The organism is Roseovarius sp. THAF9, from assembly GCF_009363715.1.
GTDB lineage: Bacteria > Pseudomonadota > Alphaproteobacteria > Rhodobacterales > Rhodobacteraceae > Roseovarius.
Genome location: NZ_CP045404.1, coordinates 2,991,462 through 3,011,649 on the forward strand (window position 1 = coordinate 2,991,462; position 20,188 = coordinate 3,011,649).

At 64.7% G+C, this 20,188-nt stretch carries 21 protein-coding genes; 10 read left to right on the forward strand and 11 right to left on the reverse strand.

All coding sequences use genetic code 11. The features are described from left to right. The first annotated feature begins 90 nt into the window (after positions 1–90). Together FIU86_RS14755 and FIU86_RS14760 are read left to right on the forward strand one after the other, a co-directional pair. On the forward strand, positions 91–534 hold the full coding sequence (locus FIU86_RS14755; protein WP_152475778.1) for a MaoC family dehydratase: 444 nt from the start codon (positions 91–93) through the stop codon (positions 532–534). Positions 535–640: 106 nt separating this feature from the next. Beyond that, a complete protein-coding gene (locus tag FIU86_RS14760; RefSeq protein WP_152475779.1) occupies positions 641–823 on the forward strand; it encodes a hypothetical protein in 183 nt (60 codons plus the stop codon). Positions 824–841: 18 nt separating this feature from the next. Here the strand turns inward: FIU86_RS14760 and FIU86_RS14765 are convergent, their stop codons facing one another. Then, a complete protein-coding gene (locus tag FIU86_RS14765) occupies positions 842–1,468 on the reverse strand; it encodes a glutathione S-transferase family protein (protein WP_152475780.1) in 627 nt (208 codons plus the stop codon). 123 nt (positions 1,469–1,591) lie between these two features. On the opposite strand from FIU86_RS14765, the gene FIU86_RS14770 reads away from it, so the two are divergent. From FIU86_RS14770 to FIU86_RS14780, 3 genes are read left to right on the forward strand one after another with little or no spacing between them, the layout of a single operon-like run. Beyond that, on the forward strand, positions 1,592–2,518 hold the full coding sequence (locus FIU86_RS14770; RefSeq protein WP_152475781.1) for a bifunctional riboflavin kinase/FAD synthetase: 927 nt from the start codon (positions 1,592–1,594) through the stop codon (positions 2,516–2,518). Further along, a complete protein-coding gene (locus FIU86_RS14775) occupies positions 2,515–3,003 on the forward strand; it encodes a YcgN family cysteine cluster protein (protein WP_152475782.1) in 489 nt (162 codons plus the stop codon). Before FIU86_RS14770 ends, FIU86_RS14775 begins: the two co-directional genes overlap by 4 nt. Next, positions 2,994–4,040: a low specificity L-threonine aldolase gene (locus FIU86_RS14780; RefSeq protein ID WP_152475783.1), complete on the forward strand. Its 1,047-nt coding sequence runs from the start codon at positions 2,994–2,996 to the stop codon at positions 4,038–4,040. The genes FIU86_RS14775 and FIU86_RS14780 overlap by 10 nt, the downstream gene beginning before the upstream one ends. A 9-nt stretch (positions 4,041–4,049) precedes the next feature. Here the strand turns inward: FIU86_RS14780 and FIU86_RS14785 are convergent, their stop codons facing one another. After that, positions 4,050–4,451, reverse strand: a complete 402-nt coding sequence (locus FIU86_RS14785) for a DUF2177 family protein (protein WP_152475784.1) — start codon at positions 4,449–4,451, stop codon at positions 4,050–4,052. 97 nt (positions 4,452–4,548) lie between these two features. After that, on the reverse strand, positions 4,549–5,355 hold the full coding sequence (locus tag FIU86_RS14790) for an alpha/beta fold hydrolase (RefSeq protein WP_152475785.1): 807 nt from the start codon (positions 5,353–5,355) through the stop codon (positions 4,549–4,551). A gap of 174 nt (positions 5,356–5,529) precedes the next feature. Between FIU86_RS14790 and FIU86_RS14795 the strand changes: the two genes are divergently transcribed. Further along, a complete protein-coding gene (locus FIU86_RS14795; RefSeq protein ID WP_152475786.1) occupies positions 5,530–6,546 on the forward strand; it encodes a ribose-phosphate pyrophosphokinase in 1,017 nt (338 codons plus the stop codon). Positions 6,547–6,663: 117 nt separating this feature from the next. Here the strand turns inward: FIU86_RS14795 and FIU86_RS14800 are convergent, their stop codons facing one another. The 6 genes from FIU86_RS14800 to FIU86_RS14825 form a co-directional block, all read right to left on the reverse strand. Continuing rightward, positions 6,664–7,014, reverse strand: a complete 351-nt coding sequence (locus FIU86_RS14800) for an H-type lectin domain-containing protein (RefSeq protein WP_152475787.1) — start codon at positions 7,012–7,014, stop codon at positions 6,664–6,666. Positions 7,015–7,138: 124 nt separating this feature from the next. Next, complete coding sequence (locus tag FIU86_RS14805; RefSeq protein WP_152475788.1) at positions 7,139–7,582, reverse strand: F0F1 ATP synthase subunit epsilon; 444 nt, start codon at positions 7,580–7,582, stop codon at positions 7,139–7,141. Between the two features lie 75 nt (positions 7,583–7,657). Next, positions 7,658–9,082 carry a F0F1 ATP synthase subunit beta gene (atpD, locus tag FIU86_RS14810; protein WP_152475789.1) on the reverse strand — a complete coding sequence of 475 codons (1,425 nt, stop codon included), beginning with the start codon at positions 9,080–9,082 and terminating at the stop codon, positions 7,658–7,660. Positions 9,083–9,102: 20 nt separating this feature from the next. Then, the gene (locus FIU86_RS14815) at positions 9,103–9,987 is read right to left on the reverse strand and encodes a F0F1 ATP synthase subunit gamma (protein ID WP_152475790.1); all 885 of its coding nucleotides are present in this window, start codon (positions 9,985–9,987) and stop codon (positions 9,103–9,105) included. A 15-nt stretch (positions 9,988–10,002) separates the two neighbouring features. After that, positions 10,003–11,541 (reverse strand): F0F1 ATP synthase subunit alpha, encoded by a 1,539-nt coding sequence (gene atpA / locus FIU86_RS14820; protein ID WP_152475791.1) that lies wholly within the window; start codon positions 11,539–11,541, stop codon positions 10,003–10,005. After that, the gene (locus FIU86_RS14825) at positions 11,542–12,108 is read right to left on the reverse strand and encodes a F0F1 ATP synthase subunit delta (protein WP_152475792.1); all 567 of its coding nucleotides are present in this window, start codon (positions 12,106–12,108) and stop codon (positions 11,542–11,544) included. Between the two features lie 403 nt (positions 12,109–12,511). On the opposite strand from FIU86_RS14825, the gene FIU86_RS14830 reads away from it, so the two are divergent. Further along, entirely contained in the window at positions 12,512–12,871 is a 360-nt protein-coding gene (locus FIU86_RS14830; RefSeq protein WP_152475793.1) for a VanZ family protein, read from the forward strand. Here the strand turns inward: FIU86_RS14830 and FIU86_RS14835 are convergent. After that, the gene (locus FIU86_RS14835) at positions 12,868–13,620 is read right to left on the reverse strand and encodes a class I SAM-dependent methyltransferase (protein WP_103763263.1); all 753 of its coding nucleotides are present in this window, start codon (positions 13,618–13,620) and stop codon (positions 12,868–12,870) included. The two genes, FIU86_RS14830 and FIU86_RS14835, sit on opposite strands and share 4 nt — an antisense overlap. A 64-nt stretch (positions 13,621–13,684) precedes the next feature. Here FIU86_RS14835 and gloB point away from each other — a divergent pair, with 64 nt between their 5' ends. The 3 genes from gloB to FIU86_RS14850 all read left to right on the forward strand — a co-directional run bounded on the left by gloB (position 13,685) and on the right by FIU86_RS14850 (position 18,040). Then, a complete protein-coding gene (gloB, locus tag FIU86_RS14840) occupies positions 13,685–14,452 on the forward strand; it encodes a hydroxyacylglutathione hydrolase (protein ID WP_152475794.1) in 768 nt (255 codons plus the stop codon). A gap of 186 nt (positions 14,453–14,638) precedes the next feature. Next, entirely contained in the window at positions 14,639–16,972 is a 2,334-nt protein-coding gene (clpA, locus tag FIU86_RS14845; RefSeq protein ID WP_152475795.1) for an ATP-dependent Clp protease ATP-binding subunit ClpA, read from the forward strand. 45 nt (positions 16,973–17,017) lie between these two features. Then, a complete protein-coding gene (locus FIU86_RS14850; RefSeq protein WP_152475796.1) occupies positions 17,018–18,040 on the forward strand; it encodes a M23 family metallopeptidase in 1,023 nt (340 codons plus the stop codon). Between the two features lie 31 nt (positions 18,041–18,071). Here the strand turns inward: FIU86_RS14850 and FIU86_RS14855 are convergent, their stop codons facing one another. Continuing rightward, positions 18,072–20,186, reverse strand: coding sequence for a peptidoglycan -binding protein (locus FIU86_RS14855; protein ID WP_152475797.1), 2,115 nt, complete (start codon positions 20,184–20,186; stop codon positions 18,072–18,074). Positions 20,187–20,188 lie beyond the last annotated feature (2 nt).

The window sequence follows — 20,188 nt, forward strand, 5'->3', positions numbered from 1 at the left end:
CCTGCAAAGTAATAAAGTTGCATCCTTACCTATCGTATGGTGTTATTTATTGCGCACCCGATGCTGGCGCAGGTGGAAATGGAGGGTCTGATGTTGGACAACATGCCGCGCGGAACGATCACGATCGAAGAGATCGAAATGGGAATGACCCGGTCGCTGCGCAAAGTGGTGACCGACGAGGACATTCGCATGTTCGCCGAGGTCTCGACCGACCATAACCCGGTGCACATGGACGACGACTACGCCAACGACACGATCTTCGAGGGCCGCATCGCCCACGGGATGCTCACGGCCGGGCTGATCTCTGCGGTGATCGGCGAACAGCTTCCGGGGCACGGCACCGTCTACATGGGCCAGACCCTGAAATTCCTTGGCCCCGTGCGCCCCGGCGACATGGTCGAGGCCGAGGTCGAGGTGACCGCCATCGACTACGCCAAGCGCCGCGTGACGCTCGAAACCCGCTGCCTCGTGGACGGCAAGAAAGTCCTCGTGGGCGAGGCGACAGTGCTGGCACCGACCGGCAAATTCGACTGAGCCGCGCACAACCGCTTGGCGATAGACCGCCGCGCGTCACACGCCCGGAACGCGAATCGTGTATGATGCGTTTCGTAAGTGGACAACCAGAGGGAGGACCCAACCGATGGATGCAATCCAGACAGCCGAATACGCCCGCGCCCTGCTCAATGCCCACGGCCCCAAGGCCGAGGCCGAAGCAGCGCGCAAGATGCGTGAATCGCAAGAGGCCGGGCGCAAATCAGAGGCCGAAAACTGGGCGGCCATCCGCCAGGCCGTGATGCAGCGGCGCGGCCCTAGCCAGACCTGAGGCACGCGCCAAGGGCGATCAGCCCATATCGGGCTCGGTCGCCTTGAAGCTTTCGATCTCCTGCACGGCGGCCCACCAGCGCGCCAGCTTGCCGGTAATGATATTGTCGGCCTCCGGCGTCAGCGACACGTAATAAATCATCGGCGCCAGCATGTAGTCCGCCAGCGTCGGCTCCTTGCCGCAGATGAACGGGTCGGCCCAGTCCATCAGCAGCGCGTTCAGCGTTTGTGAATCCGCAAGGCTCTTCGACAGGGCATCGTCATTCTTGCCGCCGATCAGCTCGGGGAACAGGTGATAGCCCGCCGCCCCCATCAGGGCGTCGTACCCATAGCTGGTGAAAACGCTGATCGCCTCGTTCATCTTCGCCCGCGCCTTGGGGTCGTCCGGCACAAGGCTCGGCCCCTTGCCCGTCTCGTTGATGTAGCGGCAGATCGCGTCGCACTCGCGCAGGCGCATATCGTCGATATCCATGACCGGCACCTTGCCGAAGGGATGCCGCATCAGGTGCTCCGGCTGCTTGGGCTCGCCTTCCAGCACGTTCACATGCACCTGATCGTAATCAATATCGTTGTCCATCAGGACCATGCGCGCCGTCCGCACATAGGTCGATCCATTGAAACCGTAGAGCACGGGTATGTCGGCCATTCTTTCTCTCCAATCATCTCGTTGCTGCTGCATGAACGCATCAGAACGGTTTACGTTTCTTTCAAAACCGAATGCGCGGCACCGCCTCTTGATCACCCCCCCGCATCCGGCTACCCCTGCGCCATGCGCATCATCCGCGATTACACCTTCATTGATCCTCAGGACCGGGGCGCCTCCGTCGCCATCGGAAACTTCGATGGTGTGCATCTCGGCCACCAATCGGTGATCGACCTTGCCCGCAAGGGCGACGGTCCCCTCGGCGTGCTAACGTTCGAGCCGCACCCGCGCGAGTATTTCGCCCCCGACGCGTCCCCCTTTCGCCTGATGGGCCACGAGGCGCGCGCCAACCGCCTCGCCAAGCTGGGCGTCGAACGGCTCTACGAGCTCAATTTCAACGCCGCCCTCGCCAGCCTCACACCCGAGGAGTTCGCCCGCAACGTAATCGCCGACGGTCTCGGACTGACACACGTGGTCGTCGGCGCCGATTTCTGCTTCGGCAAGGGCCGCGCCGGCAATTCCGCCGACCTGCACCGGTTCGGGCAGGAAATGGGATTCGACGTCACCATCGCCACGCTGCTCGAAGGCGACGACGGCCAGGTCTCCTCCACCGCCATCCGCGAGGCGCTCAGCGAGGGCCGCCCCCGCGACGCCGCCGCCATGCTGGGCCACTGGCACCGCATCGACGGGCCTGTCATCGGCGGCGAACAGCGCGGGCGCGATCTTGGCTATCCCACCGCCAACATGTCCATCGAGGGGCTGCATCCGCCGCGCTTCGGCGTCTATGCCGTGCTGGTCGACGTGCTCGACGGCCCGCACTCGGGCCACTACCACGGCGCCGCCTCTCTCGGTACGCGCCCGATGTTCCAAGGTGAAGTCCCCAATATCGAAACCTTCCTCTTCGATTTCTCCGGCGACCTCTACGGCGCCGACCTCTCGGTCGCCCTCGTCGAATACCTCCGCCCCGAGGAAACCTTCGACAGCTTGGAGGCCTTCATCGCCCAGATGGACGCCGACTGCGACCGCGCCCGCGCGGTGCTGGCCGCCACATGACCGACGCCTCCGATCCCATCGACCGCTCCGGCCTGCGCCCGCGCTACTGGGAAACCGTGTCGCTGGACCGCATGACACAGAAAGAGTGGGAGGCGCTCTGCGACGGCTGCGGCAAATGCTGCCTCAACAAGCTCGAGGACGAGGACACCGGCGAGGTCGCCCTGACCCGCATCGCCTGCCGCCTCTTCGACGACAGCACCTGCCGCTGCGCCAATTACGACATCCGACACCAGTTCGTGCCCGAATGCATCTCGCTCTCGCCCGAGAATATCGAAGGGAGCCTCTATTGGCTGCCCGAAACCTGCGCCTACAAGCTTCTCTGGACCGGCAAGCCGCTCTACGACTGGCACCCGCTCATCTCCGGCACACCCGACAGTGTGCACGCCGCCGGGGTTTCGGTGCAGAACGCCACCCTGCCCGAGTTCGAGATTTCAGAGGACGAGTGGGAAGAGCATCTGATAGAGGAACCGCTGGGATGCGACTAGCCTCCGACAACACCGGCCCTGCCCTGCCCCAGGTGATGGAGGCGCTGGCCCGCGCCAATGACGGCCACGCCACGCCCTACGGCGCCGACACGCTGACCGACGCCGCCCGCGACAAGGTGCGCGCGGTCTTCGCCGCCCCCGACGCCGCGGTCGAGTTCGTCACCACGGGCACCGCGGCCAACGTCCTCGCGCTCGCCACCCTGACCCAGCCGTGGCAGACCATCTTCTGCACGCCCCGCGCACACATCCTGGTCGACGAATGCCACGCGCCCGAGTTCTACACCGGCGGCGCGCGCCTGACCCTGACGGGGCATGAGGACAAGATGACGGCCGATGATCTCGCAGCCGCTATCTCAGCCCTGCCCCGCCGCGACGTCCACGCCTCCGAGGCGGGAACGGTCGCCCTCACCCAGGTCACCGAGATGGGCCAACTCTACACACTGGAAGAATTGCGCAGCCTCTCGAACGTCGCCCATGCCCACGGCCTTTCGGTGCATCTCGACGGCGCCCGCTTTGCCAATGCCTGCGCCGCCCTCGGCTGTACGCCCGCGCAAATGAGCCATGAGGCCGGCATCGACGCCGTCTCCTTCGGCGCCTCCAAGAACGGTTGCCTGAATGTCGAGGCTGTCGTCATGTTCGACCCGGCTAAGGCGTGGGAACTGGAACGCCGCCGCAAGCGTGGCGGGCATCTGGTTTCCAAGGGTCGCTTTCTTGCCGCGCAGATGCTGGGCTATCTCGAAGACGACGTCTGGCTCACCTCGGCACGCCGCGCCAACGCCAACGCCGCCCGCCTTGTCGCGGGCCTGCGCGCCCTGCCGGACTGCACCTTCCTTGCCGAACCGCAGGCCAACATGATCTTCGCCCGCCTGCGCCGCGCCACGCACCAGCGCTTGCACGCGGGCGGCGCGGTCTATGGCCTCTACGAAGGTCCTCTGGAAGATGGCGACCCGGACGAACCACTCCTGATGCGCTGCGTTTGCGACTGGTCCCTCACCGAGACCCAGATCGACGACTTCCTGGCACTCGCCAAAGGCTGAGCCGCCGCCTCAGGCCCACCACCGCGCCACCGCGACACCCACCGTGGCTGACGTGCCCGTCAGCAGCGTGCCCCAGGTAAAGTCCGTCGCAACCATCCGCCACGTCCAATCCTTCAGCGTCGCAAGGTTGGTGAACTCGTAGGTGCCATAGCCCATCGCCCCGATCAGCGCCGCGGTGCCGAACACCCACAGCAGCGTCCGCTCATGCTGCATCGCGGGCCAGCTGACGAACCACAGCACGCAGAAGATATAGAAGGCATAGAACACCACCGCCGGGCCCATGCGCGGGCTGTCCAGCAGCAGGCCCTTGATGTCCTTCTCGAAGGTCGGCTTGATCAGGTAACTCAGGCCCAGGTAGTCCAGCCCGAGGAAGACCGCGAAGGTCACGACGTAAAGAATGGCGATGGTCATGCTTGGCCTCCTGACCGATTGAACGCAGGCCGGACCGCGCCGGTTCCTGCCGCCCTTCAAGAGCTAGCGTGAAACCCGTCAGGACAACGCTTCCGTGTCACACGTTGCGCAGAAATCGCAGTATTTCCGCACTCACCTGCCGCGCATGGGTCAGCGGCACCATGTGCCCCGCCCCGGCCATGACCGCGCGCTCGGCCTTGGGCAATCGCGCTGCCAGCCCTTCGTTGATCGCACCGATGATGGCCGGCGAGGCGCTGCCCTCGATCAGCAGAGCGGGCTGCGTCACGCCCTGCAGGACACCGGGCGCCAGCAGCCCCCCCACATCATCGTAAAGCGCGGCATGCCCCGCCTCGATCAGCGGCATCTGCGCCGCCAGTCGGTCGCGCTCCGGCGCGCTCAGGCTCTCCCATTCCGCGCCATTGCCCCAGACCGACAGGAAGGCCCGCGCCGCCGCATATCCGTCACCGGCTTCCATGCCGTCGGTGAACCCGGCCATCTGCGCCGCGAAGCCGTCCCGCATCTGCGGATGATCGGCCAGCGCCACGGCAAAGAAAACCGGTTCGATCAACACCAGAGACCGCACCAGCTCGGGCCGCATGACCGCCAACCGCAACGCCACCGTCGCACCGAAGGAATGCCCGATGATATGCGCAGGGCCGTCCAGAAGATCAGCGGCAATCTTCGCCGTCACCTCCTGGATCTCGCCGCGTTCGTCCCAATCGCCGCTGCGCCCATGCCCCGGCATATCGAACGCCGTCAGGGTCAGCGCCCCCGACAAGTGCCGCGCCAGCGCGCCCCAAGTCCCCGAGTGTGCCAGCGAACAATGGATGGCCAACGCCGGTTGCGGCCCTTGCCCGAACGTCGTCCAATACGTCGGAAACCCGGCTTTCAACGCCTCAGGCATCGCTCCTCACGGGGGCATCTGCGGGGAAATGCGGCAGGGTGCGTCTCATTTTCATGGCCTTTCGCGGCATTCGGCACCCTCGCCCAATGCATGTCTTTGCCAGACGTGCCACCCATGCTAATCGGTGTCAACGTCACGAATCTGTCAAGATCGACCACCCGGGGACCCTTTCACATGTCAGTCACTCACGAGCCGAAGCTCATTTCCGGCAACGCCAACATGCCGTTGGCCACAGCCGTCTCGCGCCGCATGTCCATGCATCGCGGCGTCAATGTCGGGCTCGTCGATGCCCGCGTCGAACGTTTCAACGACGGCGAGATCTTCGTCGAGGTGTTCGAGAACGTGCGCGGCGAGGACATGTTCATCATCCAGCCGACGTCCAATCCGGCCAACGACAACCTGATGGAACTGCTCATCATGTCCGACGCGCTGCGCCGCTCCTCGGCCAAGCGCATCACCGCCGTGATCCCCTATTTCGGCTACGCCCGGCAGGACCGCCGCACCAAGGCGCGGACGCCCATTTCGGCCAAGCTGGTGGCCAACATGATCGTTGAAGCCGGCATCGAACGGGTCCTGACCATGGACCTGCACGCCGCCCAGATCCAAGGCTTCTTCGACATCCCCGTCGACAACCTCTATGCCTCGCCGGTCTTCGCGCTGGACGTGATGACCCAGTTCCGCGACCACCTCGACGACGTGATGATTGTCTCGCCCGATGTCGGCGGCGTGGCCCGCGCCCGCGAACTCGCCAAGCGGATCAACGCTCCCCTCAGCATCGTCGACAAGCGCCGCGAGAAAGCCGGCGAAGTGGCCGAGATGACCGTGATCGGTGAAGTCACCGACAAAATCTGCGTGATTGTCGACGACATGTGCGACACCGCCGGCACCATGTGCAAAGCTGCCCAGCACCTGATGGACAACGGCGCGCGCGAGGTGCACGCCTACACGACCCACGGCGTCATGTCCGGCCCGGCGGTCGAGCGGATCACGGGCTCGGTGCTGAAATCCATGGTCATCACCGACACGATCCAGCCCACAGAGGCTGTCAAGAACACACCCAACATCCGCATCATCCCCACCGCCCCGGTCTTTGCCCAGGCGATCTTGAACATCTGGAACGGAACCTCGGTGTCGTCGCTCTTCGAGACCCCGACGCTGGAGCCTATCTACGAAGGCCAGTTCGGCACCTGATCGCAGTCAAATCGAGTGGCTGCGCCACCCACTATTGATTGATTGAGGCCAAAGGAAGAACCAAGCCTGCGCGTCTTCCTCTGGCGTAAAATATCCCCGCCGGAGGCAAAGAACTCTTCAGTAGAGCTGCCAGTCGTCCTCGTGCGGCACGGCGCCGATCGCCATCCACCGGATGCGGGCGCGGGCGACGCGCGTGTCTCCCCATGTGCGAAAGACCACATCGAACCCCGTTGCCCCCACGTTCTCGGCGGTCACGTCGGCGCGGGCGTTCGTCGCGCTGTCCATGTCCCACATCGACAGGCTGACATGCACCGAAGGCGGCTCTTTGAAAGCCTTGCCGAACGTCACCTTGCGGCGGCGTTCGCGGGCGCCGGTGCCGGTCCACATCTCGCCGCCATCCTCGTAGTCGGAAAACAGGACGTCGTCGCCCTGTTCGATCCCGATGGTCTGATTGACAAGATACTTCATCTACCGCCACACGCCGTCACGCCACTGCTCCTACTATCGCTTTTCGGCGAAATTGAGAAACAAAAAGGAAAAGGGCCCGACATTTGTGGGCCCTTTCCGAAATATGTCGTCTGCCCGACCGTGCTCAGGGAGCGGGGGCCTTGGACGAGGTCGAAAGACCGATCTGGTCGCCCATCGCCACCATGTCGGACAACAGTTTCGCGGCGTCATCCACCGGCCCAGGCTCGTTGACGAAGGTCTCCTGCGCCTTTGCCAGCCGGTCCGTGGCCTCGTCGACCATCTTCTGAAACTCGTCCTGGGTCATGTCCTCGCGCGGCAGCGCGCGTTCGGCCAGCACCGAGATCGAGTCGGCGTTGATCTCGGCGAAACCACCGGTGACGACGTACTCCTTGTCGCCCTCCGGGCCGGACACGCTGACGACACCTGGGCGCAGCGTAGTGATCAGCGGCGCGTGGTTGGCCATCGCCGTCATGTCGCCGTCGCTGCCGGGGATCTGCACCTGCGTCACCTCGATCGACGCCAGCAGGCGCTCGGGGCTCACCAGGTCGAATTGCACTGTATCAGCCATATTGGCCTCCGTTTCTGTCGCGCCAGGCTTTACCCACCCCGCGGACCGATCCGTAGGGTGGGTGAAAACCCACGCTTATGCGGCGTCCGCGGCCATCTTCTCGGCCTTGGCCTTCACGTCGTCGATGCCGCCCACCATGTAGAACGCCCCTTCGGGCAGGTGGTCGTACTCGCCGGCCACAACCGCCTTGAAGGACGCGATCGTGTCTTCCAGCGGCACCTGGATGCCGTCCGAACCGGTGAACACCTTGGCCACGTCGAAGGGCTGCGAAAGGAAACGCTGGATCTTCCGGGCGCGGGCCACGGTCAGCTTGTCCTCTTCACTGAGTTCGTCCATGCCGAGGATCGCGATGATGTCCTGCAGCGACTTGTAGCGTTGCAGGATACCCTGCACGTCACGCGCGACCTTGTAATGCTCCTCGCCCACGATCTGCGGGTCCATCAGGCGCGAGTTGGAGTCGAGCGGGTCCACGGCCGGGTAGATGCCCAGCTCGGAAATCGCCCGGCTCAGAACGGTCGTGGCGTCGAGGTGGGCAAAGGTCGTGGCCGGCGCGGGGTCGGTCAGGTCGTCCGCGGGCACGTACACGGCCTGGATCGAGGTGATCGACCCCTGCTTCGTCGAGGTGATGCGCTCCTGCATCGCGCCCATGTCGGTGGCCAGCGTCGGCTGGTAACCCACAGCTGAGGGGATACGGCCGAGCAGAGCCGACACCTCGGAGCCCGCCTGCGTGAAGCGGAAGATGTTGTCGACGAAGAACAGAACGTCGGTCCCCGACGCGTCGCGGAACTGTTCGGCCAGCGTCAGGCCGGTCAGGGCAACACGGGCACGGGCACCCGGCGGTTCGTTCATCTGGCCGTAGACCAGCGCCACCTGGGAGTTCTCCAGGTTCTCGGGGTCGATCACGTTCGACTCGATCATCTCGTGGTAGAGGTCGTTACCCTCACGGGTCCGCTCGCCCACACCGGCGAAGACCGAGTAGCCCGAGTGCACCTTGGCGATGTTGTTGATCAGCTCCATGATGAGAACCGTCTTGCCCACACCGGCGCCGCCGAAGAGGCCGATCTTGCCGCCCTTGGCGTAGGGCGCCAGCAGGTCGACGACCTTGATGCCGGTGACCAGGATTTCCGACTCGGTCGACTGCGCCTCGAACTCGGGCGCGGGCTGGTGGATCGCGCGGGTCTCTTTCGCCTTGATCGGCGCGCCCTCGTCCACCGGCTCGCCGATGACGTTCAGGATCCGGCCAAGGGTGGCGTCGCCCACCGGCACGCTGATCGGGCCGTCGGTGTCGGTCACGTCCTGGCCGCGCACCAGACCCTCGGTGGAGTCCATGGCGATCGTGCGCACGGTACTTTCCCCAAGGTGCTGCGCCACTTCGAGGACCAGCCGCTTGCCGTTGTTGTCGGTTTCCAGCGCGTTCAGGATCTCGGGCAGGTGGTCGGTGAACTGCACGTCCACCACGGCGCCGATCACCTGCGTGATTTTGCCTTTTGCTTTGGCCATTGTCGTCTCTCCGGTTGTTCTTAAAGCGCCTCGGCGCCCGAAATAATTTCAATCAGCTCGTTGGTGATCACGGCCTGACGCGAGCGGTTGTACTCGATGGTCAGGTCCTCGATCATCTCGCCGGCGTTGCGCGTCGCGTTGTCCATGGCCGACATCCGTGCGCCCTGTTCGCTGGCACCGTTCTCCAGCAGGCCGCTGAAGATCGCGGTCGCCACGCCACGGGGCAGCAGGTCGCGCAGGATCGCTTCCTCGTCCGGCTCGTAATCGTAGACCGTGCCGGCCTCGTCCGAGTCTTCGGCGGCCTCTTCGTCGATCTCGAAGGGGATCACCTGCTTCATCGTCGGCTTCTGGCTGACGACGTTCTCGAACTCCGAGAAGAAGATCTTGCAGACGTCGAACTCGCCCTGATCAAACAGGTCCAGCACCTTCTGCGCGATCGCCTGCGCGTCGGCGTAGCCCACGTTCTTGACGTCCGACAGATCGACATGGTCGATGAACAGATCCGCAAAGTCACGCTTCAGCGCATCACGGCCCTTCTTGCCGACGGTGATGACCTTCACGGTCTTGCCGTCCGACTGCAGCTTGTTGATCTCGCCCCGCGCCAGCTTGGCGATGTTGGCGTTGAAACCGCCGCACAGACCACGCTCGGCGGTCATGACCACCAGCAGATGCACGTCGTCCTTGCCCGTCCCGCGCAGCAGCGGCGGCGCGTTCTCGGCGTCGCCCGCCGCGGCGGCCAGCTTGGACATCACGGCGTTGAACCGCTCGGCATAGGGGCGGGCCATTTCGGCCGCATCCTGGGCCCGCCGCAGTTTCGCGGCGGCCACCATCTGCATGGCCTTGGTGATCTTGCGGGTCGATTTGACCGACTCGATCCTGTTTTTTAGGTCCTTCAGACTCGGCATTGCCTCGTCACCCCCTTATCCGAAGTCGGCTGCGAACTCTTCGATGGCCGACTTGAGCTTGTCTTCGGCGTCGCCCTTGATCTTGGGATCCTCGTTGGTGATCCAGTCCAGGACATCCTTGCGCTTGGAACGCATGTGGTTCAGCAGACCGTCCTCGAACCGGCCGACCTGATCGACGCTGATCTTGTCGAGGTAACCGTTGGTGCCCGCATAGATGACGCAGACGATCTCGGCGTTGGTCAGCGGCGAATACTGCGGCTGTTTCATCAGCTCGGTCAGACGCTCACCCCGGTTCAGCAGCTGCTGAGTCGAGGCGTCGAGGTCAGAGCCGAACTGGGCGAAGGCCGCCATTTCGCGATACTGAGCCAGTGACAATTTCACCGGACCGGCGACCGATTTCATCGCATTGGTCTGGGCCGAAGAGCCCACGCGCGACACCGACAGACCGGTGTTCACGGCGGGACGGATGCCCTGATAGAACAGTTCCGTTTCAAGGAAGATCTGGCCGTCGGTGATCGAGATCACGTTGGTCGGAATAAACGCCGACACGTCGCCGCCTTGCGTCTCGATGATCGGCAGCGCCGTCAGCGAGCCCGAGCCGTTGTCCTCGTTCAGCTTGGCCGACCGCTCCAGCAGCCGGGAGTGCAGGTAGAAAACGTCACCCGGATAGGCTTCGCGGCCCGGCGGGCGGCGCAGCAGCAGCGACATCTGGCGATAGGCCACGGCCTGTTTCGACAGGTCATCGTAAACGATCAGCGCGTGACGGCCATTGTCGCGGAAATGCTCCGCCATGGCGGTCGCCGAATAGGGCGCCAGGAACTGCATCGGCGCGGGGTCGGATGCGGTGGCGGCCACGACGATGGAATATTCCATCGCGCCGGCTTCTTCCAGCTTCTTCACCAGCTGCGCCACGGTCGAGCGTTTCTGGCCGACGGCGACGTAGACGCAGTAAAGCTTCTTGTTCTCGTCGTCGCCAGCCGCGTCGTTATACGACTTCTGGTTCAGCATCGCGTCCAGCGCCACGGCGGTCTTGCCGGTCTGACGGTCGCCGATGATCAGCTCGCGCTGGCCACGGCCAATCGGGATCATGGCGTCGACCGATTTCAGGCCCGTCGCCATCGGCTCGTGCACCGATTTACGCGGGATGATGCCCGGCGCCTTGACGTCTGCGACACCGCGCTTTTCCGCCTTGATCGGGCCCTTGCCGTCCAGCGGGTTGCCAAGGCCGTCCACGACCCGGCCCAGCAGCTCGTCACCGATCGGAACGTCCACGATCGACTTGGTGCGCTTGACGGTGTCGCCTTCCTTGATGTCCCGGTCAGAGCCGAAGATCACGACACCGACGTTGTCGTTTTCCAGGTTCAGCGCCATGCCCATGATGTTGCCGGGGAACTCCACCAGCTCACCGGCCTGGACGTTGTCAAGGCCGTGCACACGGGCAATCCCGTCACCGACTGACAGCACGCGACCCACCTCGGCAACTTCGGCTTCCTGGCCGAAATTCTTGATCTGGTCCTTAAGGATCGCAGAAATCTCTGCAGCTTGGATACCCATTTATCCGACCTCTTTCATTGCATTCTGTAGGGAATTGAGGCGCGAGCGGATCGACGTGTCGATCATCTTCGAGCCCACCTTTACGACAAGACCGCCAATGAGGCTTTCATCGACGGTCGCATTGATCTTCACGTCTTTTCCGACGGTGCTTTTCAGCGTTTCGGCCAGCTTCTTCGACTGCGCGTCGGTCAGCTTGACGGCGCTGGTCACATCGGCGGTCACCTCGCCCTTGTGATCCGCGATGCGCTCGTTCAGCTGGCGCACCAGTTGCGGCACCGCGAACAGGCGCCGTTTCTGCGCCATCAGCGCAAGGCCGTTCTTCAGTTCGGGCACAAGCCCCATCTTATCCGCAATTGCCGCGATGGCGCGCTCCTGGTCTTCCCGGCTGACGACCGGGCTGCTGAGCAGGTCGCGCAGATCGGCACTGTCATCAAGAGCGGCGGAAAGATCGGCGAGGTTCGTTTCAAGCTTGTCCAGCGAGTTTGCATCTTTGGAAAGCTCGAAAATGGCAGTGGCATAGCGTTCGGCAATGCCGGAGGAGATCGAAGCTGGTTCGGACACGTCCACCCTTCCGATAGTTCTGACCCCGGCTCGACAAAAGACGGCGCAAAGGCCGTCTTTACCAGGGTGGTTAGAGACGATGAAACTCGCGAGACATCGATTTTCGTGGGCGGTTTAGCAGACCGTTGTGAAGCTCGCAAGCCAGCAGGACGGACTAAGACCCAAGCAGGGGGCTTTTGATATCAATGACTTACGGGCTATGCGACCGAATGCGCAATTTTATTGCGACAAAAATCGTAACTTTTCGTCGCTTTTTTGCGATTCCTTCCTGCGCCACCTGCACAGAAGTCAGGCATGACAGGGATTTGGCGCATCAAATGCCGTTAACGCTACCACCCTCCAAGCCCGCGCATGTGGGCCCACTTTCTTCCACGTTGCACAGCGCACTCCATCTCCCTAAGGACCCCTGATGACCCGTCCCGCCGCCTCCCGTGTTCGTCTCGCTCGCGTCCTGACGCTTGCGCTGGCGCTCGGCATCCTTGTCACCACGCTTTGGCCGTCGCACGCGCCGCCCGTGCCGGTCACAATCCGCGACAAGGTTCTGCACACTCTGGCCTTCGCGGCCCTGATCCTGCCCATGGCCGTGACCGAGCCGCACCGCGCCCTGCGCCTCGCGCCCCTCTGCATCGCCTTTGGCGCGGCCATCGAGGTGATCCAGCCCGCCGTCGGGCGCGGCGCCGAATGGCTGGACCTGCTGGCCGATGCGCTCGGCGTCGGGCTGGGCCTCGCTCTGGGGTGGAGTTTTCGCGCAGCCTTCCGACGCCGTTAAACCGGCTTGGCCTCCGGTTTCGGCTTCGGCGCCAGAACGCCCAGCGGGCTGCGCACCGTATCGCGGATGGCCGAGCCGCGATCGGTGGGCGCATGCACCCGCTTGGTGGCCTGCACGATCAGCACGCCGCCTTTCAGCACCACCGACAGCTTGCCGCCCATGTTCTCCCACATGCCTGCCGTCTTGCGCCAGAATTTCCGGTGCGACGGCGGCTGATAAAGCGCCGTCACATGCCGCTCGGGCAGGAAATTCCGGGTCTTCAGCTGCGCCTCCAGCTGGCTCTGGCTGTAGGGTCGCCCGTAGCCGAACGGCGTCCGGTCGCTGCGCGACCACAGGCCCGCGCGGTTCGGCACCACGAAGAGCGCCGATCCCCCCGGCCCCAGCACCCGCCAGCATTCCTCCAAAAGCTCGCCGGGCCGCTCGCAGGTCTCCAGCCCGTGCACTAGCATCAGCTTGTCGACCCGCCCCGTTTCCAGCGGCCACAGGGTTTCCTCGCACAGAACGCTGATATTGGGCTTGTCGGCGGGCCAGTGGATCACCCCCTGCGGCGCGGGCATCAGCGCGATCACGCGCCGGCTGTCCTTCAGGTAGGGCCGCAGAAACGGCACGGCAAAGCCGTAACCGGCCACCGTCTGCCCCTTCGCCTCGGGCCACAACGCCCTGATTTCGGCGCCCACGGTTTTCTGCACCGCACGCCCCAGCTGGTTGCGGTAATAGAAATTCCTCAGGTCCTGCACGTCCAGATGCATTGCAGCCCGCGCCTCGATCCGTCACTCTCGGGGCAAACATAACCACGAATTCAAGGATGGACCAATGACATTGCAGATCGAAACCGTCCCGTGCCTTTCGGACAACTACGCCTTTCTCGCCCACGACTCTGAGACCGGCGAAACGGCTGTTGTGGACGTCCCTGAGGCCGCGCCGATCCTCGCCGCACTCGCCGACAAGGGCTGGACCGCCACGCATGTGCTGATCACCCACCACCACGCCGACCACGTGCAGGGCCTGGACGAGCTTCTGGCCAAACATGACGCAAAGGTCGTCGGCCACGCCGCCGACGCCTCCCGCCTGCCAAAACTGGATATTGCGCTCAATGACGGCGATACGATCACCATTGGCTCGGACACCGGCACCGTCATGGATGTCTCGGGCCACACCATCGGCCACATCGCCTTTCATTTCCCCGACAGCAAAGTCGCCTTCACCGCCGACAGCCTGATGGCCCTTGGCTGTGGCCGCGTCTTCGAGGGCACCATGCCGCAGATGTGGGACAGCCTGTCGAAACTCGCCGCCCTGCCGCCCGAGACGACCATCTGCTCAGGCCATGAATACACCGCCGCCAACGGGCGTTTCGCGGTCACTATTGATCCCGACAATCCGGCGCTTATATCAAGGGTGAAGGCGGTCGAAGCCGCCCGCGATCAAGGGAAACCCACCGTTCCCTCCACCCTGTCCGAAGAACTGGCCACCAACCCGTTCCTGCGTGCCACCGATCCCGCCGTTCAGGCGCATCTGGGCATGACGGGCGCAGACGCCGCCGACGTGTTCGCCGAAATCCGCACCCGAAAGGACAATTTCTAGGCACGCTGCCGGGGCGGCCAAATTGTCACGGGAGGGCCTGCAAAAGCAGCTTTTGTAAGATCGGAAAGGGAAAAGTGAACGGGTTTAGGAAAAAAGTCCTTGAAGGCTGGCCTGTATCGACCAAACTTTAATCATATAAGGCGAAGGTCGCGGGACCGGCCCTAGCCCAAGCAGAGGGAGCACACCGTGCCGTCATTCTCGAACACCCTTGAACAGGCAATCCACGCCGCTCTGGCCCTCGCCAATGCGCGGCAACATGAATTCGCGACGCTGGAACACCTCCTGCTCGCCCTGATCGACGAGCCCGACGCGGCCCGCGTGATGAAGGCGTGCAGTGTCGATACCGAGGAACTGCGCACCACGCTGGTCGAATTCATCGACGACGACCTGTCCAACCTCGTCACCGACATCGAAGGTTCCGAGGCGGTTCCGACCGCCGCCTTCCAGCGCGTGATCCAGCGCGCCGCCATCCACGTGCAATCCTCCGGCCGCACCGAGGTGACGGGCGCCAACGTCCTCGTCGCCATCTTTGCCGAGCGTGAATCGAACGCCGCCTACTTCCTTCAGGAACAGGACATGACCCGCTACGACGCGGTCAACTTCATCGCCCATGGCGTCGCCAAGGACCCCGCCTATGGCGAATCCCGCCCGGTGCAGGGCGTGGGCGAGGAAGACGCCGACTCCGCCAAGTCCTCGACCGAGGGCGAGCAGGTGGAGAACGGCGAATCCGCCCTTGCGAAATACTGTGTCGACCTGAACGAGAAATCCCGTCAGGGCGATGTCGACCCCCTGATCGGTCGCGACAGCGAGGTTGAGCGCTGCATCCAGGTGCTCTGCCGCCGCCGCAAGAACAACCCGCTTCTGGTGGGCGATCCCGGTGTGGGCAAAACCGCCATCGCCGAGGGTCTCGCGCACAAGATCGTCGAGGGCCAGACGCCCAAGGTTCTGTCGAAAACGACCATCTTCTCGCTGGACATGGGCGCGCTTCTCGCCGGCACGCGCTATCGCGGTGACTTCGAAGAACGGCTCAAGGCCGTCGTGACCGAGCTGGAAGAACATCCCGACGCTGTGCTCTTCATCGACGAGATTCACACCGTCATCGGCGCCGGCGCCACGTCGGGCGGCGCGATGGACGCCTCCAATCTGTTGAAGCCTGCGCTTCAGGGCGGCAAGCTGCGCTGCATGGGCTCCACCACCTTCAAGGAGTTCCGCCAGCACTTCGAAAAGGACCGCGCCCTGTCCCGCAGGTTCCAGAAAATCGACGTGGTCGAACCCACGGTCGATGACGCGGTCAAGATCCTCAAGGGCCTCAAGCCCTATTTCGAAGAGCATCACAGCGTGAAATACACCGCCGAGGCCATCAAGTCCGCGGTGGACCTCTCGGCACGCTACATCAACGACCGCAAGCTGCCCGACAAGGCCATCGACGTGATCGACGAGGCCGGTGCGGCACAGCATCTCGTGGCCGCCTCCAAGCGGCGCAAGTCCATCGGTCCCAAGGAAATCGAGAATGTCGTGGCCAAGATCGCCCGCATTCCCCCGAAGAATGTCTCCAAGGACGATGCCGCGGTGCTTAAGGATCTCGAAGGCTCGCTCAAGCGCGTCGTCTTCGGCCAGGACACCGCGATCGAGGCGCTGTCGGCGGCGATCAAGCTGTCCCGGGCCGGCCTGCGCGAGCCGGAAAAGCCCATCGGCAACTACCTCTTCGCCGGCCCCACCGGCGTGGGCAAGACCGAGGTCGCCCAACAGCTGGCCGATACGCTGGGAGTGGAACTGCTGCGCTTCGACATGTCGGAGTACATGGAGAAACACGCGGTCTCGCGCCTCATTGGCGCGCCTCCGGGCTATGTCGGCTTCGACCAGGGCGGTCTGCTGACCGACGGCGTCGACCAGCACCCGCATTGCGTGCTGCTGCTCGATGAGATCGAAAAGGCCCACCCGGACGTGTTCAACATCCTTCTGCAGGTGATGGACCACGGCAACCTGACCGATCACAACGGCCGCACGGTGAACTTCCGCAACGTGGTCCTGATCATGACCTCGAACGCGGGGGCGACCGAGCTTGCCAAGTCGGCCATCGGCTTTGGCCGCGACAGCCGCGAGGGCGAGGATACCGCCGCGATCGAACGCACCTTCACGCCGGAATTCCGCAATCGGCTGGATGCCGTCATCTCCTTCGGCGCCCTGCCCAAGGATGTCATCCTGCAAGTGGTCGAGAAGTTCGTACTGCAACTTGAGGCGCAGCTGATGGACCGCAACGTGACCATCGAACTCACGAAGCCCGCCGCCGAATGGCTGGCCGACAAGGGCTACGACGACAAGATGGGCGCGCGACCGCTTGGCCGCGTGATCCAGGAGCACATCAAGAAGCCGCTGGCCGAGGAACTGCTCTTCGGCAAGCTCGCCAAGGGCGGTGTCGTCAAGGTCGGCGTCAAGGACGGCCAGATCGACCTGCGCATCGAAGGGCCGGAACATCCGCGCCTCTCGGGCAAGAAGCCGCCGTTACTCACGGCAGAGTGACGCGGACGCAGCCTTTGCGCTAGACTACATGACGGGCGGCATCCCATGCCGCCCGTTTTCCGTTCGACCAACCTGCGAGACGACCCCGTGCCGACACGCCTCCCCCTTGCCGCCCTTGCCGCCGCCCTGCTGGCCGCCCCCGCGCTGGCCGAGCCGCCAACCCTTTCGCTGCCCATCGACTGCGCCCTGGGCCAGACCTGCTATATCGAGGATTACGTCGATCTCGATCCCGGCCCGGGCCAGCACGACTTCATGTGCAGCCTCAAAAGCCGCGACGGCCACCGCGGCACCGACATTCACCTGCTCTCTTTCGAGGCGATGGACAAGGGCGTCAACGTCCTCGCCGCCGCCCCCGGCCGCGTCGCCGCCCTGCGCGACGGCATGAAAGACATCCCCGTGACCGAGAAGACCCGCGAAGCCATCGCAGGCCGGGAATGCGGCAACGCCGTGCGCATCGACCACGGCAGCGGCTGGCAGACACTCTATTGCCACATGAAAAAGGGCTCCATCGCCGTGACCGAAGGACAGGAGGTCGACAGCGGCACGCCCCTGGGCCAAGTCGGCCTCAGCGGTCTGACCAACGCGCCCCACATCCACCTTTCAGTCCTCAAGGACGGCGCCGTGATCGACCCCTTCCTGCCCGACGCCGAGCTGGGAACCTGCGGCACTGCGACCGGCCCGGGCCTTTGGGAAAGCGCCCTGCCCTATGACCGTGCAGGCCTCTTCACCGCCGCCTTCTCCACCGCCGTGCCGGAATTCGACGCGGTGAAATCCGGCGACGCCCGCGTGTCCGAGACCACCCCCGACACGCCGCTGGTGCTCTACGGTCACGTCTTCTACGCCCAACCCGGGGATGCTCTGCGCGTCACCGCTTCAGGTCCCGAAGGCGAAATTTTCACCCATTCCGAAACGCTGGAGGCCCCGCAGGCCCAGCTTTTCCGCGCCTATGGCCGCCGCGCGCCCGACGGCGGCTGGCCCCCCGGCGCCTATCGCGGCTACGTGACGCTGGAACGGGACGGCCAGGTGCTGGCCAACCGCCACGCCGACATCATCGTGCTGGCAGATTAGCGCCACCGCGCGCGCCCGGCAATCGCCGCGCCTACTTCTCCGTCAGCTTCAGCTCGATCCGCCGGTTCTGCGCCCGCGCCTCGGGCGTGTCGGCGGGGTTGACCGGCTGGTACTGCCCGAACCCGTTGGCCGACAAACGCTCCGGCGGCAGCCCCAGGAAATCGACAAGATAGCGCACCACCGACAGGGCCCGCTGCTGGCTGAGCTCCCAGTTATCCTCGAACCGCGCGCCCGCACGCACCGGCACGTCGTCGGTATGCCCATCCACCTGGATCACCCAGTCGATATCCTCGGGAATATTCTCGGCCACCGTTCGCAGGATGTCGGCCACCTTCGCTAACTCCCCTTCGCCCGCGTCCGACAGCCGCGCTTCACCTTGCGCGAACAGCACTTCGGACGAAAAGACGAACCGATCGCCCACAATCCGCACGCCTTCCTGCTCCTCCAGCAACTGCCGCAACCGGCCAAAAAACTCTGACCGGAACTTCTCCAGATCCGCGCGCTCCGCCTCCAGCCGCTTGCGCTCCGCTTCCTCCAGCTCGCGCCGCCGCCGTTCCTCGGCCGCCACCCGGGCCAGCGCGGTGTTCAGCTCGTTGCCCAGCGATTGCAACCGCACGTCTGCCGCCGCCTCTCGCGCCTTGGCATCGTCCAGAAGGGCCTGCAACTGTCCTAGCTGTTCACGCAATGCGCGGACCTGCTGGTTCAGCAGAGCCTCTTCCTCTTGCGCCTCGTCGGCCAGCGCGCGCTGGCGGTCCAGCTCCGCCTGCACCTGCCCCAGCATCGCCGCGCGCTGTTCGGATTCCGTCAGCCGCGCCTCGGCCTCCTCTTCGGCGGCCAGCTTCGCCGCCAGGGCCGCGGCCAGCTGCGCGCGCACATCCTCCGCCGACATCGCCTGGGCCGTGGCCGCCTCGTTCGCCGCCATCAACGACGCGATCCGCTTGTCGCGCGCCTGCACATCGGCCTCCAGCGCCGTGACCTGCCGCTGCAAATCCGCAATCAGATCGGCATTTTCCACTGCCTCGTTCTCGGCGGCGGTCTTCGCCGCCAGCGCCTCGGCCAGCCGTTCTTCCAGGCTCGCCGCCGTCTCCGCCACTTGCCCGCTTTCCTCCTGCAAGGCCGCCAGCTCCGCTTCGGTCTCGCTCAGCCGAACCTGCAACTCCTCGGCCCGCACCGTCTCGGCCTCGGCATCCGCCAGCGCCTGCGCCAGTTCTGCCTCGACAGAGTTCAACTGCGAGCGCGTCACCTCCTGTCCGCTCTCGGCCTCCGCCAGCGCCGCCTCGGCCTCCTCTTGCGCCATCAGCGCCGCGGCCAGCCGCACATCCAGATCCTCCTGCGCGTCCTGCGCGGCGGCCAGCATTGCCAGCGTTTCCTCGGCTTTCCTGCGCTGTTCCTCCAGCGCCAGCGTCATCGCGGTCAGCTCGGCATCCGCATTCTCCAGCCGATCACGCAGCGCCTGCGCCGCCGCCGCCTCGGCCAGCCGCGCCTTCTCTTCGTCCGACAACTGCGCCTGCAAATCCTCCACCTGCGCGGTCAGCTCAGCCTGCGCGGCCTCATCCGCCTCGGCCTCGCTGCGCAAGTCGGCGATCATCGCCTCCAGCGCATCGGCCTGCGCCGCCGCCAGCCGCGCGGCTTCTTCCTGCGCATCGATCTCGTCGCGCAGACCCGCCAATGCAAGCTGCAACTGCTCCTGCTCGCTCAGCAACTCTTCGCGCTGGCCTTCCAGATCCGCAATCGTCCCAAGGTTCTCGTCGCGCTGCGCCAGAAGCCCTGCCACCTGTTCCTCGAAACTGGCGATCCGGGCCTCTGCCTCGGCGATCTGCGATTCCTGCGCCGCGATCAGCGCCGCTTGCTGTTCCTGCCGTTCGCGCGCATCGCCCAGCGTCGCGGTCAGCGCGCCCACCCGCTCGGTCAGTGTCGCATTGCGGTCCTGTTCCAGCCCCAGCGCCCGGCTCAGCGCCGCCACCTCGGACGACAGCGCGTCCAGCCGGCTTTCCTGTCCGCTGATCGTCTCGCGCAGCACGAACTGCACCACCATAAAGATGGTCAGCACGAACATCAGCACCAGCAGAAGGCCCGTCATCGCATCCACGAAACCGGGCCATATCGAGGCCTGGAACCGTGCGCCGGTGCGCCGTGACAGGGCCATCG